Raw genomic sequence first — 13,768 nt, 5'->3', positions numbered from 1 at the left:
TTGGTGGAGATACAGTTCTTCACCGACCCTCTTTGCTGTTGAGGCTGTAGTTGCTTAAGCCTGCCAGCGCTCTCAGGGGCTTTTCTTACCATCGCATAGTAGAGATGCTTTCCCGACGGAACTTCCGCTGCCCAGCTCATACAGCTGCTTAACCTGCCACGGTAACCTGCAGCACCTTTGGCCGTCTCACTGTCAGTCGGGGCATCTGGGTACAATCGGAACCAAAGAAGGTCGTACTGTTCCCAAGTAACAGTATAGTTTGCCTTCTCTATAATGATTAGCAGCGTTCACTATGAAAGAAAAACACGGAGATCACCGGCATCACGCTAAGGAAGAAGCCGCAAAAAAAGCAGGCCGCACAGAAGAGCGCCTGGAAGAAAAAACCCTGCACGGCCACGGCGAAGCCATGCAGAGCGACACGCGTCATCACCCGCCGCATAATGGCCACAGTGGGCACGGCGAAGCGGGACATGACCATCACCGCATGATGATCGAAGACTTCAAAAAGCGCTTTTGGGTATCGCTGGTGCTCTCTGTCCCTGTTATCATCCTGAGCCCGATGGTGCAGCATATCCTGGGGTTCACCTTGGATGTGCCCTATGGCATGTACATAGCTTTTGTGATTTCCAGTATCATTTATTTTCACGGTGGCTGGCCTTTCCTGACAGGGATGGCGGAAGAAGTAAAAAGAGGGGTGCCAGGCATGATGACGCTGATCGGTGTGGCCATCTCAGTGGCTTACCTGTACAGCACCGCTGTTGCTTTCGGGCTGGAGGGCATGGATTTCTTCTGGGAACTGGCCACCCTGATCGTGATCATGCTGCTCGGCCATTGGATCGAGATGAAGTCAGTGCTGGGCGCATCCAAGGCATTGGAACTTCTGGTGAGTATGATGCCAGCCGAGGCGCAGGTGATCAGGGACGGGCAGACGAGTACGGTAAAAGTGGAGGAGCTGCAGCCTGGAGACATCATCCTGATAAAGCCGGGGGAGAAAGTACCCGCAGACGGTGTGGTGGAGCAGGGCGAAAGCTACCTGAACGAAAGCATGCTGACCGGTGAGAGCAAACCGGTGCAGAAGAGGAAAGGGGACAATGTAATCGGGGGATCCATCAACGGCAACGGCTCCCTGCAGGTGCGCGTGGTGAGCACCGGGAAAGACAGCTACCTGAACAAGGTCATTACTCTGGTGCAGGAGGCCCAAAAGACGAAATCTGACACGCAGCGACTAGCCGACAAGGCCGCCAAGTGGCTTACGTATGTGGCACTGGTGGCAGGCTTTGGTACGTTGACAGTATGGTTACTGGTAGGAGCTGAACTAGCCTTTGCCCTGGAGCGCATGGTGACCGTCATGGTGATTTCCTGCCCACATGCTCTGGGACTGGCCATTCCGCTCGTGGTGGCTATCTCCACGGCAGTCTCCGCCAATAACGGGCTGCTGATACGCAACCGCACCGCCTTTGAGAACTCCCGCCTGATCACCACCATTATCTTCGACAAGACCGGTACCCTTACCCAGGGCTCCCATGAGGTGGCCCGGGTGGTGACCTTCGACCCAGCCTACAGCGAGCAGGAGCTGCTGCGGCTGGCGGCTGGCGTGGAGCAGAACTCGGAGCACTATATCTCACAGGGTATATTACGCAAAGTTAAAGCAGACGGCATTGCCATCCCCGCATCCGAGACCTTCCATTACCTGCCGGGCAAGGGGTTGGAAGGCACGGTAGAAGGCAGGGACATCAAAGTGGTCGGCCCAAACTACATCAAGGAGTACGGTATAAGGGTGCCGGAAAGCAAGGCAGAAGAAGGCGTGGAAACAGTGGTGTACATAATGGTGGACCAGCGGGTGGCCGGCTACATTTCCATGCGCGACCAGATACGCCCGGAGTCTGCAGGGGCGATAAAGGTGCTGAAGGAAAACGGCATCAAGAACCTGCTGCTGACCGGCGACAATGAGCGCGTGGCCAAGAGCGTGAGCGATAAACTGGGCATGGACGGTTACCTGGCCAATGTGCTGCCCCACCAGAAACAGGAGAAGGTAAAGGAACTGCAGGCGCAGGGAGAGTTTGTGGCCATGACGGGTGACGGCGTGAACGATGCCCCTGCCCTGGCGCAGGCAGACGTGGGGATTGCGGTGGGTTCCGGAACGGATGTGGCCGCCGAGACAGCCGACATCATCCTGGTTAACAGCAATCCGCAGGACATCGCTTCCCTGATCCTGTTCGGAAAGGCTACTTACCGGAAAATGATCCAGAACCTGATCTGGGCGACAGGATACAACGTGGTGGCCCTGCCACTGGCAGCCGGTGTGCTTTATCAGCAAGGCATTATGGTGTCTCCGGCCATAGGGGCCGCGCTCATGAGCCTGAGCACTGTCATAGTGGCCGTCAATGCCCAGCTGCTGCGAAGGCAGATAAAATAGCTGAAGTTATTGTAACCGAAAGCTATCAAGGAACAAGATTAACAACAAATATGACGCAACTATGAAAACCACCTTACCATTATGTGTTCTGGTTTTGTCCCTGGCTTGCATAACGCCCGCCTTAGGTCAGCACGAACAGCATCAGCAAAAGCAGGACACTACAAAGCAACGCAGCCAGCATCAAACGCAGCTGGGCATGCAGCACGGGGACATGGATATGCAGATGCCCATGTCGCACGCCTTCTCCCGCAACCTGCCCATGACCCGCAACGCCTCTGGCTCCGGCTGGTTACCAGACGAGTCGCCGATGTACGGCAACATGTACCACAGCAACAGCTGGATGTTCATGCTGCACTATAACCTGTTTCTGCGCTACAACAGGCAGGACGTGTTTGAAAGCGGCAGCCGCGGCGACAGCCAGTTTGACGCGCCCAACTGGCTGATGCTGATGGGCCAGCGGTTTGTAGGGGAAAGAGGCTTGTTCCGATTCAGTGCCATGGTTTCCCTGGACCCGCTCACGGTGGGCGGGCGTGGCTACCCCCTGCTTTTCCAGACAGGCGAGACCTACCAGGGGAGCCCCCTCATCGACCGGCAGCACCCGCACGACCTGTTCAGCGAACTGTCCATAGGGTACACGCACATGCTTTCTGAGGAAGCTGATGTGTTTCTGTACCTGGGCTACCCCGGTGAGCCGGCCCTAAGCAATGTGGCCTTCATGCACCGGCCTTCAGCACTCAACAATCCAGATTCCCCGCTGGGGCACCACTGGCAGGATGCCACTCACATTACCTTTGGAGTGGCCACGCTCGGTTTCAGGTACCGCAACTTCAAGCTGGAAGGATCATCCTTTACAGGCCGTGAGCCGGACGAGGAGCGCTATGACTTTGATAAGCCCCGTTTCGACTCACGGGCGGTGAGGTTTACCTTCAACCCCACCACGCGGTGGAGCCTGCAGGCATCCACCGCCTACGTAAGGAGCCCAGAGTCTGGGGAGCCGGACGAGGACGTGTACCGTTCCACGGCCTCGGTGCTGTACGGGAAAGAGCTGTCCGGCGATAACCGCTTCCTAACCACCACGCTTAACTGGGGCTACAACTTTGTAGACCAGGACCACAAGGAGCATTCCGTACTGCTGGAGTCTACGCTGCAAAGCGATCGGTTCGCTGTTTACGGCCGCTATGAGTTTGTTCAGAAGTCAGCAGGCGAATTGGGCTTTGATGATGATGCTTTTGACCATGACGCACTCTTTGGGGTTAACGCTCTGACGGTGGGAGCCAACAGGCAACTGTTTGAGTTCGGCACAGTGAATACTTCCCTTGGAGCCCAGTTGAGTGTGTTCAGGGGGGCAAGTGAACTGCACCCTTACTACGGCTCTCTGCCTGTAAGCGCTCAGGTTTACCTGCGTATCTTCCCTACTGTAATGGTTCCCAGATGAAACCCAGCTTGACTAAACCCTAGTCCCATAGAGATATTTTTCACAGCTTGATCAGCCTGTCAAACATAAGACAGTTGAACGTCTAAAGCCAAACAAGATACATATGGAAAAAGGGAACTATAGGAAGTTCCTGCTTATGCTCAGTGTGTCATCTGTGATCATGTATGGTGTCATGTCCCTGAATATAGACCGATTTGATCACGTGTGCCTGAACCTGAACTGGCTTTACATGGCGTTGCTCATAGTCGGGCCCATGGCCCTTGTGATGTTAATGTTTATGTCCACCTGTATCAAAGACAAGAGGCTCAACGGTTAATTGCAGCGATGGAGGGTGCTTCCATCTGTTCAGAAGCCAGGATTTTGTGGACAATGAGCAAGCATTTCATGCTGTCCATGATCCCGCACCATTCCTCAGCCATTCTGGTTAGTGAGTCATCTAACCTAAAGGACCCAGAAGTGCAAAAGCTGGCATTGGAAACAATAGAGTCCCAGAAGAAGGAGGTTGCCGAAATGAAAGCCATCCTAAGCAGAATGGATAAGTAACCAAGGAATAAGCGCGGCAACATTGCGAGTGTGCCACAATAGGCGTGCTGTTAACATGCCCCTTAACTAGCCGTGCCGCCAGCGATCTCATTCACTGGCGGCACGGTTCATTTACTTATGGAAAGCGGTAATAAAACTTACTTATCAGTTGCAGCAACCGGAACTGCTACCTTCAGGTTCTCCCAGCTGATGACGATGGCGCCTTCGTTCTCCTTCTCAGAAAGGATCTCGTAGCGAAGGCGTTCCTGGTGCTGATCTGCCGCCTGCGGAATCACTTTTATGCGCAGCACGTCATCTGACGCTGCGTAGTCATCTGCTAGGTGCTGCTCCCAGTTCTTGTTTATGATAACTGTCCATTCATCCTTTCCCGGGATGGTGAACAGAGCGTACTTTCCTGTAGGCAATGATTCGCCTTCTACCATGATGTCTTTATCGGTTGACAGGCTGGTGGCAGAGTGAGCGCCTGTCACCCACACCTGGTCATAGGCTACCAGCCCTCCCCAGATCATCCTTCCGCGTACAGCGGGCGAGTGATACGTAAGCATCAGATGGGCATTCCCGATTTGCCCATGTGCTTCGGCCTTTAAGCTTCCCTTTAGGGTATCTGGTTGGGGTTGGGCCTGAATTTCCTGTGGTCCTTCTCCCTTAACAGGACTGTGGCTAATGTGCTGAACACTTGTAAAAGGTGTGGCCTGTTCCTGGCTTGGCTGTGAACAATAAGAAAATGTTCCTGACAGAATAAGTGCAATGAATGCTAACAACTTATGGGAGTGCATGTTAATTAGAAAAGGGTGAGACATAAGCGACCAAAAATAAGCAAAATGCCTTTCGAGCACATGCAAAGGTGTCCAAAGCTACTGAATTTAGCTAGAGAGCAGGCACTACTTCTAAAAATAAAAACTCGGCAAACACATAATGACAGCCGGGGTTTCTATAACTTTTATAAATCTCATTGTTTTCACAACAGCCAGCCTAAACTTTCCATAGCCAGGTCAGTCAGGCTACTGGATCCAACACACAGGCTTCTAAAGCATGCAACAGCGCAGGATGCGGTAGTAAGTGACTTGCACCCTCTGGATAATCTGAGTAGATTCATTCCAGAATATAACTCGCGCCATACTGGGCGCACACAAAAGTAAATATAAGCTGGGTGGGGTATTGGAGTGCTTATCAGTTATCGAGTTCCGCTACTTTGAAAGCATAATTTCCCAGTTACTATTTTTCAACCCCAGCCAGCGTTTACTCAAATGTTACCACCCCACCCAACTCTTCTCATTTAACCCTCCACTTTCGCGAAAACAGTCAGCATGGGCAAGCAGGAGCAACACCTGGGTTGACCTTCAAAACCTGTAGCGGGAAAATGGCCCTTTTGTGGGACGATTGCTGTAAACCTATATCAGGACTAGACAGAAGCTTAGTTTCTGACCATGCTTTTCAAAAAGGCCCGCACCTCTTCGGTATCGTACTCCGCCATTCCTTCATGCTCGGTCACAATCTTTCCTTCAGGGGAGATAATGAAAGTGGTCGGAATAGAGGGGCTGTAAAACTCCTGCGGAAACTGGCTGGCTGGCATATACACGGGGAAGGTGTATTTCTTCTTTTGGATAAACTTCTTCACTTTGTCCATGCCCCCCTCATCCACGGAGAGCATAACGAAAGCTACCTTGTCCGAACCCATTTTTTCGTATAGGCTTTGGATGTTGGGCATTTCTGCTAAGCAGGGCGGGCACCAGGTGGCCCAGATGTTGAGAAAAACGACTTTGCCTTTCAGGCTCTCGAAGGGCACGATGCTGCCGTCCAGGCCAACCATTTTGAAACCTTCGCCAACCACTGTTGCTGCTTCGCCTGGACTGGGCCCTGCTGCATCGGTAGGACTTAACACAGGTTCAGGAACATCTGCCTTTTTTATGCCGGTAGCCAGTAACAGCCTTTGCAACTGCCCAATGGCCTCGGTGTGCAGGCCTGTAAGGTAGAGAAAACCGAAAAGCACGAGCATGACTGCCCAGCCTGGTATATTCTTGATTGAAAGTTTTTGCTTGTTCATTTTTAAACTTGATTACCCTACAAAGGTCACAGTATATTGAGACCTGGTCAGTAACATATGTCACGCTAAGGATTATGCGAAGAAAAGCTCCTTGACCAGGATATACACCCCCATCAGGAGCACAAACCATCCGAAGGAAGTCTTCAGCTTATCGGCAGGCACTTTGGTTGACAGAAAAGAGCCTATGAAAATACCAACAATCGAAATAGCTGAGAAGATAGCCAGGAAAATCCAGTCAATCTCGTAGTTGAAAACATCGCCCACAAAGCCGAACTGCGATTTAACGGCAATGATAAGCAGCGAGGTGCCTACAGCAAGCTTCATGTCGAGTTTACTGAAAAGTACTAGTGCCGGTATGATAAGAAATCCTCCACCGGCGCCCACTAAACCTGTAAGCGTGCCCACTACGGCGCCTTCTGCCAAAATACCACCGTAGTTGAACTTTGGCTCCTGATGTGGCGTGTCCGAGTTCTCATTCGTCACATCGTTGGCATTCTCTTCCATCAATCCGCTGTCCTTTTTCTTTTTGATCATACTGATAGAGGCAAAAACCATCAGACTTGCAAAGAGCAGCATCAGCAGCACTCCTTTTGTAATAACCAACTCACCCACAGTGAAGAGATTTTCCGGAATGGCCGGCACGATGTAGCGGCGGGTCGTATAGACCGCCACAATGGAGGGAAGCCCGAACACAACTGCCGTTCTCAGACTCACCAGACCCTTTCTGTAGAATTTATAGCTGCCCACCAGGCTGGTAAGCCCGACTATAAACAAGGAGTATGCCGTTGAGATAACAGGGTTCAGGCCAATGAGGTAAACAAGCACAGGCACTGTGAGTATAGAGCCGCCACCTCCGATCAGCCCAAGTGAAAGACCAATGACCAGTGCCGCGAAGTATCCGAGTATTTCCATCTTTGTAATTTTTATGTACCTGATATGTACAAAAGTACAGTAGTGGAACACCCCTTACAGTGACTCTTATCACAGAAGAGTCGGGCAAGCTTGCGTTTAAAAGCAGGATTCAGGCTGATTGCCCTCTATCAAAAGAAATGGATGAGGCTGTTTGATGCGTTCTGCTGCTACCCACCACTGCCACATGTGTGTAGCAGGAGAATTGAAGTGAGTGGACAAAAAAAAGGCTTCCCTAGTGGGGAAGCCTTTTCCGTAACATGCCATAGGCGAGGGTGCCTAAGATGGCGCTGAAAAGCACCACTAGTATAACGCTGAACCCTCCTCCGATTAACGTGTACATCGGCCCCGGACAGGCTCCCGTCAGGGCCCAGCCAAGCCCGAAGATGATACCACCGTAGAGGTAGCGCGGAATACTCTTGTTTTTTGGCGTGAAGGCAATAGGATCGCCTGCTGAAGTTCTTAGCTTAAACTTCTTGATAAGGTACACGCTGATCACGCCCAGTGTTACAGCAGACCCGATAATACCGTACATGTGAAAAGAATCGAAACGGAACATCTCATAGATTCTGTACCACGAAATGGCCTGGGATTTCGTCATGATTATCCCAAACAAAGTGCCGATGGATAGGTAAGTTAAATATTTCATCTTCTTCTAAAATTAAAGTGTCAGGATAACCGGAAGCAAAAAATAGGTCATTACCAAGCCTCCGATAAAAAAGCCGATAACGGCAATCAGGGAAGGAAGCTGCAAATTGCTCAGGCCACTGATGGCATGCCCCGAGGTGCAACCTCCTGCATAGCGTGCTCCGAAACCAACCAAAAACCCGCCAAGCACCAGCACCACAAATCCGCGCAGGGTGAGCAGGCTTTCCCAGCTAAAGATTTCCACAGGCAAATAATCTTCCCCGGCATTGTTGATTCCCAGTTCCTGTAGTTTCAAAACGGTGTCCTGAGCAAGCGGGATAGGCTCCGGCTGTTGAAGCCAGGTGGAAGCGATGAATCCCCCTAGCACGGCACCGAGTACAAAAACAATGTTCCAGGTTTGTTTTCTCCAGTCAAAATCAAAAAAGTCGCTTACCCTACTTGCGCCTCCGATGGCACAGGTTGTTCGTAAGGTGTCGGACACACCAAAGCTTTTACCGACAAACAGCAACAGCAGCATGGTTAGTGTAATCAAAGGGCCGGCTACATTCCACGGCCACGGCTGACTCAGCCATTCAATCAGTTGTTCCATTTTATTATAGTAGTTAATTACCTATCTTATTTAATCAGGCAGCTAAAATGATAATACAAAAGTACAATACCTTCCTGCTGGTTACAGTGACATTTATCACAGAAAAAAATGTTATGAGGTGAGGCAGAATCACTTCAGATGCACTTGCTGTCCTGTGTTTTTCCAGTTATATAGTGCATGCTGTAGCACCATGTATGCATTACATGTTTCACTTGGAAAATACTTACTTGATTGATTATTGTGAGAGGGGGTAAGATTCGGTTTACAGTAGGTTCAATAAACAGAATCAATCGCTGAACAGCCGCTAGGAGAGCGGCTCATCCAGAAATCTTTCCAAATCATCCCGCACATAGATTTTGTTTCTTTACAGCTCCACCAGCTTTCTTTTTTCCAGTTGCTTGAGCAGCCTGGAGATAACTTCCCAGGACGTCCCCAGTTCACTTGCAATTTCCTGGTGCGTGATAGAAAGCACGAATGTCTTCAGCTGCTTTGATTTTGTAACCAGGTACTTGAGCAGGCGCTCGTCCATTTTCCTGAAGGCAACGTCATCAATGGCCCTCAGCATCTCCTGAAACCGCTTTTGGTAGGTCATCGCGACAAAGTCCTTCCACTGGCGAAACTTATTCGCCCACTCCTCATGCTTCCGGACAGGAACTCCCAATACTCTTGTTCTTTCCTCCGCCACTGCCTTGATATCGCTTGGGCTTGACGTACTACAACAGGTCAGGGAAACAGCACAGGTGTCCCCTCCCTCGATGTAGTAGAGCAACAACTCATGCCCTTCCTCATCGGTCCGCATCACTTTAACGGACCCCTCGAGGATGATGGGTACCATCTTGATATACTGCCCAGGCTCAAACTCATGGATTTTGCCGTTCTTTTCTATCTCTTCAAGCAAAATAGGATCTGTGATAAGTGGAAGTTCAATACTCATGCAAATGAATCTTAGTCAGATATTTTGTTTACTACTCCCCAGTTCTCTTAACCCATTATAAAGTGACTGCTAAAAGCCCTAGCCTAATGGATTCGAATGTTTTCAGCCTTCCAGAATAGCCAATGTGGGCATGTGTGCCAGATTATCACTTTGCAAAAGCGCCAGAAAATTGCAGTTCTTTTCTTTTAACGATAAAAAGCAGGCAGAGACTATTTTTTAGCCCTTACTCCAGAACCGGCGTAGCCAACAAAGATGGCTCTTTAATCGGAACCTGTCTGTGACTTTTGTCACACAGGCAGAGAAAGAACACGCTGCTGACCCGCTGCTTTAGAAGGAAACCTGCGTCACGAAGTTTACTTGTTGGTAGTTCGTGCTGTAGAACATCTTGTTTACAGGCACATCCTCCCCCGGTGATACTTTTGCCACGTACAATAGCCGAAACACGAGGCCCTGCAGCGGCCGGTAAGAAGGCCTGTAGTTCAGGTCAAACACTGCACTCCAGTAGGACACGCTGCCGTACTTGTTGTGTGCATAGTCACCGATTCCAGGCAACCAGGCCCTGGCAGTAGAAAGTTCAGAATAGAGGCTCGGTGTCCATTTATTTCTTCCTTTCAGCACCAGCAAATCAGCTGTCCTAGTACCTTCCAGGCGGCCTTTTGGAAGCGTCGCGAAGAACTGCTCCCGCTCCCATTCCCTTGGAAAAATGAACCGCCCGCTGCCGCCTGTATGCAGATAATTAAGGGACAGACGCCAGCTGCTTTTCCTATAATTCAGGGTAGCACCAGCCAGCCTTGCTGGTCAGGGAAGTACGCCGTGTCTGCGCTGTTATGGCCCCGTTTCCCACCTGAAACTAGTGCATTGCCTCAACCCCAAAGTCCATGTGTTCGCCTGCGGGCACGGACAACCTGGCATAGCCGGTGAAAGCCTCTCAGTTAATGCTGAGTGGCTTTTTTCATGCACCTTGCACACTATCTGGAGCTTCAAATCGCTCTACATAAACTTAGACTTTCATAATATCATGTAACGCGTCTAATGAAAAAAAATGTTAGGCGCCGAGGTTATCTTCATTCCCAAAAATTACAACGCAGCTCATTTGCAGAAGCTGCGTTAGTGATAATAGCTAGCTAATGCGATTCAGTTCTTCTCCTGGGTCCTGCCCTAGTAGGCGAAAGATGAGAAATCTCGTCAAACGCTCTATCAACGATAGGACGAGAGCCTATGCACTCCACAAGAACAAAATCTCCATAACGTCATACTTCTACAAAAAAGGGCTGCTCCACTAATGGTGGAGCAGCCCTTTTTTGTTATTGAATATTCTGCAAGTAATCTTCGTTGTTAAGCTGCATCAAGCGCTTCGCGAAGTGCTTTGGCAGCTGCTGCCGGATCAGCGGCGCTGTAAAGTGATGCACCGGCAACAGCAACTTTAACACCCGCTTGCTTTACAGCTGCAATGTTGTTTATATTTACGCCTCCTGCAATAGATACAGGTACGCCAACACGAGCTGCCTCATCAATCAGAACTTGAATAGAATAACCTGATTGTGCCTGTTCGTCAAGACCTGCGTGCAGCTCAACAAATTCAACACCAAGTGCTGTTACTTCCTGAGCACGCTTCACACGGTCAGCCTCTCCAATGGTGTCAACAACCACTCCTTTGCCAAATTGCTTGGCAGCTTTAACAGCTCCTTCGATGGTTGCATTACCAGTTGTTGCCAAAACTGTAACCAAATCTGCGCCAGCCTTGAAAGCCATTTCAGCTTCAAGAGCACCAGCATCTGCTGTTTTAAAATCTGCGAAAACAATTTTGTCAGGGAAAGCATTTTTCATCGCAGTAATAACTGCCAAGCCTTCGCTCTTGATCAAAGGAGTTCCCAGTTCAATGATATCAATGTACGGAGCTACTTTTTCGGCAAGCGCCAATGCTTCAGCTGTCGTTAATAAGTCTATTGCTACTTGTAATTTTGCCATGGTTATAGTCGGTTTAAGTAATATTTTTTTGTTAAGATGTTTATTCCAAGTTTGCATGCCGTTTCCAGAGTTCTTCGGCAGGTGTTTTGTCTAATCCCCACAGGGTTTGGAAAATAGCATCTGTCAGAAGCAGGATGGCCTGCTCAAACAAACTGCCTGCGTATTGTTCTGATACAGCAGTGCCATGGTCCTGCTTCTGTGCAGCTGGAACTACTGCGACATGCGCTGCCAGTGTTGCTAAGGGCGAAGTTGCTGTAGTTGACAGTGCCACCACTTTGGCACCAGCCGAAACCGCTTTTTCTGCTGCTTTTACAATAGAGCTTGTGGTACCAGATCCAGAAGCTGCCAAAAGTAAATCTCCCTCCCTAATGGCTGGCGTTGTAGTTTCTCCAACCACAAAAACAGATAACCCCAGGTGCATGAGGCGCATGGCAGCCGAGTGTAAGGCTAATCCTGATCGTCCAGCACCCACTAAGAAAATTCGCTCGGCACTTTGAATATGGGGGATGATCTTCGCTACTTCGCTATATTGAATTTTATCAGCCAACTTACGGTTTTCTTCTAGTATAAGCGCCACATTGGCTTGAAGAGAAGCTGCTAAGTCCTTGCCGTTTGTCTGCATCGTATCGTCCATTTCGTGGTAGTGTTAAGTATAGAAATCATCTTACAGCGATTAATTATGTATGTAATTTTCGCTATTAGTCTCTTCCTTTAAGCTGTTGCAAAGGTAGGTCATGCTAGCAGGGCTAATGTTATACAATCAGCGCAATGTGTTGGACAATTTAGAAACTGTAGTAGAGGTAACTCATCAGAATTCATACAGAAGCCTGTATTTACAGTCTGAAACCGTACTTTTGCATCATCATACATTTTTTTCGTAGATGAGGTGCCTGATTGGTATTCTTCTGAAGCCTGTATTTACCTAAAAGGTATAAATAAACGGAGACTGATAAGTAGAAATAAATGACAGAAGAAAGAGTAACGGCTGAGCTCAAAAACTCGCTTATCTATATAAGAAACCTTGCCAACTGCCCTCCAAGCTATTTGAATGACCCTAGCAGAAAGGAGTTCTTCGAAGTGGTTTGGCTAAAAAATGAATATCCCTTACATGCCATAAAAGATGAAGATAAACCAGAAAAAGGACACTGGATTTACTTACTCCCCCCCTACCGCGTCCATCAATTAAACAAGGCAGGAAAAAAAGGGGTGTTGTTGTCCTTTAAGCGGGACTTATTGGATGAGGACGCTAAAGAGTTTTCGCTTGATGTATTTAAGATATTTAATTTCCAGGGAGAGTACTCTTTCCTGAAGGTGAGCAAGGAGTTGTCTGATCAGCTCTGCAAGGTCTATGACCTGATGGAAGACGAGTATCAAAAAGAAAACTTTAGCCTACTAATTATTCAGTCTTTGCTGAAAGCGTTTCTCCTGAATATCATCAGAATCAAAGAGCATGAATTTACTTCGCAGGATGTAAATCAGAAAAGAGTGTATGAATTTATGCTGCTGTTGGAGGAGAATTATCTGCACACCAGGAACACAGACTTTTATGCCAAAAAAATAGGCATCAGCTCTAAGCGCTTAAATCAAATACTAAAGGAAAATTTAAAAAAGACGGGGCAGCAGTTGATTCATGACAGGGTTATCCTAGAGGCAAAAAGGCAGATTATTCATAGTGACCACACGCTTAAAGAGATAGCATACCTGCTTGAGTTTAAGGAGTACCCTTACTTTAGTCGGTTTTTCAAGCAGCACACATCCCAAACGCCAGAAAATTTCAAAAAGGAGGTTCACAACCACATTGCGCTGAAGGCAAACACATTGATATGAAGCAGGCGAACGTACTCAGTTGAAATATAATTGACTGTCGCAGTTCTGTAGATAACCAACATGCAAGCTCTTGAACTTATCTTTAACTACTATTCAAAAGTGATTGGGAAAAACATGTAGTCGTTTTGAAATCTATATTATGGAAGCCGCTTCATTTCAGAGAAATATTTGCTACAATATCACTGATGGTTTCTATGTATTCAAGTGTTGCGCTTCTAATATCATATTCTTATCCTGTAAGAGTATGGTAAGTATACTTTTGAACCTCAAGACATAATGTACAAGCGAGAGTTCAGCAATACTTTTCTTAAGGCGGACATTCTCCTCCTCGCTCCTCAACCACTTTAGCTCTTTTACCTCCAACCGTTCAAAGCACTGGCGCAATTTGTAAAAGGTAGCATTACCCTGCTGTTCTAAAACGCGAACACCCCCTGCTCCTTTCGGGGCAGGGGGTG

Annotated in this window: 14 protein-coding genes; 4 read left to right on the top strand and 10 right to left on the bottom strand. The window is 48.7% G+C overall.

All coding sequences use genetic code 11. From position 1 onward, the window contains the following. Positions 1-292 precede the first annotated feature (292 nt). The 3 genes from LN893_RS19295 to LN893_RS19285 all read left to right on the top strand — a co-directional run bounded on the left by LN893_RS19295 (position 293) and on the right by LN893_RS19285 (position 4,394). Complete coding sequence (locus LN893_RS19295) at positions 293-2,416, top strand: copper-translocating P-type ATPase (protein ID WP_229972938.1); 2,124 nt, start codon at positions 293-295, stop codon at positions 2,414-2,416. A 94-nt stretch (positions 2,417-2,510) separates the two neighbouring features. Further along, positions 2,511-3,851, top strand: coding sequence for a TonB-dependent receptor (locus tag LN893_RS19290; RefSeq protein ID WP_229972936.1), 1,341 nt, complete (start codon positions 2,511-2,513; stop codon positions 3,849-3,851). A 369-nt stretch (positions 3,852-4,220) separates the two neighbouring features. Then, complete coding sequence (locus tag LN893_RS19285) at positions 4,221-4,394, top strand: DUF305 domain-containing protein (protein ID WP_229972934.1); 174 nt, start codon at positions 4,221-4,223, stop codon at positions 4,392-4,394. A 137-nt stretch (positions 4,395-4,531) separates the two neighbouring features. On the opposite strand, the gene LN893_RS19280 is transcribed toward LN893_RS19285, so the two are convergent. The 9 genes from LN893_RS19280 to hxlB form a co-directional block, all read right to left on the bottom strand. After that, a complete protein-coding gene (locus LN893_RS19280; protein ID WP_229972932.1) occupies positions 4,532-5,170 on the bottom strand; it encodes a DUF2911 domain-containing protein in 639 nt (212 codons plus the stop codon). A 638-nt stretch (positions 5,171-5,808) separates the two neighbouring features. Beyond that, positions 5,809-6,438, bottom strand: coding sequence for a TlpA family protein disulfide reductase (locus tag LN893_RS19275; RefSeq protein WP_229972930.1), 630 nt, complete (start codon positions 6,436-6,438; stop codon positions 5,809-5,811). Positions 6,439-6,510: 72 nt separating this feature from the next. Further along, positions 6,511-7,359, bottom strand: a complete 849-nt coding sequence (locus LN893_RS19270) for a sulfite exporter TauE/SafE family protein (protein ID WP_439651229.1) — start codon at positions 7,357-7,359, stop codon at positions 6,511-6,513. Between the two features lie 223 nt (positions 7,360-7,582). Beyond that, positions 7,583-7,996 carry a DUF6691 family protein gene (locus tag LN893_RS19265; protein WP_229972926.1) on the bottom strand — a complete coding sequence of 138 codons (414 nt, stop codon included), beginning with the start codon at positions 7,994-7,996 and terminating at the stop codon, positions 7,583-7,585. A 12-nt stretch (positions 7,997-8,008) separates the two neighbouring features. Then, on the bottom strand, positions 8,009-8,584 hold the full coding sequence (locus LN893_RS19260) for a YeeE/YedE family protein (protein ID WP_229972925.1): 576 nt from the start codon (positions 8,582-8,584) through the stop codon (positions 8,009-8,011). A gap of 364 nt (positions 8,585-8,948) precedes the next feature. Then, positions 8,949-9,518, bottom strand: a complete 570-nt coding sequence (locus LN893_RS19255) for a Crp/Fnr family transcriptional regulator (RefSeq protein ID WP_229972923.1) — start codon at positions 9,516-9,518, stop codon at positions 8,949-8,951. 327 nt (positions 9,519-9,845) lie between these two features. Continuing rightward, positions 9,846-10,136 carry a hypothetical protein gene (locus LN893_RS19250; RefSeq protein ID WP_229972922.1) on the bottom strand — a complete coding sequence of 97 codons (291 nt, stop codon included), beginning with the start codon at positions 10,134-10,136 and terminating at the stop codon, positions 9,846-9,848. Between the two features lie 717 nt (positions 10,137-10,853). Continuing rightward, positions 10,854-11,543 carry a 3-hexulose-6-phosphate synthase gene (gene hxlA, locus LN893_RS19245; RefSeq protein ID WP_229972921.1) on the bottom strand — a complete coding sequence of 230 codons (690 nt, stop codon included), beginning with the start codon at positions 11,541-11,543 and terminating at the stop codon, positions 10,854-10,856. After that, the gene (gene hxlB / locus LN893_RS19240) at positions 11,527-12,120 is read right to left on the bottom strand and encodes a 6-phospho-3-hexuloisomerase (RefSeq protein WP_229972920.1); all 594 of its coding nucleotides are present in this window, start codon (positions 12,118-12,120) and stop codon (positions 11,527-11,529) included. Before hxlB ends, hxlA begins: the two co-directional genes overlap by 17 nt. A 329-nt stretch (positions 12,121-12,449) precedes the next feature. On the opposite strand from hxlB, the gene LN893_RS19235 reads away from it, so the two are divergent. Next, positions 12,450-13,313, top strand: a complete 864-nt coding sequence (locus tag LN893_RS19235; RefSeq protein ID WP_229972919.1) for a helix-turn-helix domain-containing protein — start codon at positions 12,450-12,452, stop codon at positions 13,311-13,313. 192 nt (positions 13,314-13,505) lie between these two features. On the opposite strand, the gene LN893_RS19230 is transcribed toward LN893_RS19235, so the two are convergent. Further along, a partial coding sequence (locus LN893_RS19230) for a hypothetical protein (protein ID WP_229972918.1) occupies positions 13,506-13,768 on the bottom strand: 263 nt, incomplete at its 5' end.

Source organism: Pontibacter harenae, from assembly GCF_020907245.1.
GTDB classification, from domain to species: Bacteria; Bacteroidota; Bacteroidia; order Cytophagales; family Hymenobacteraceae; genus Pontibacter; species Pontibacter harenae.
Note: the sequence above shows the minus strand (reverse complement) of the source record. Positions and strands in the feature narration are given on the sequence as shown.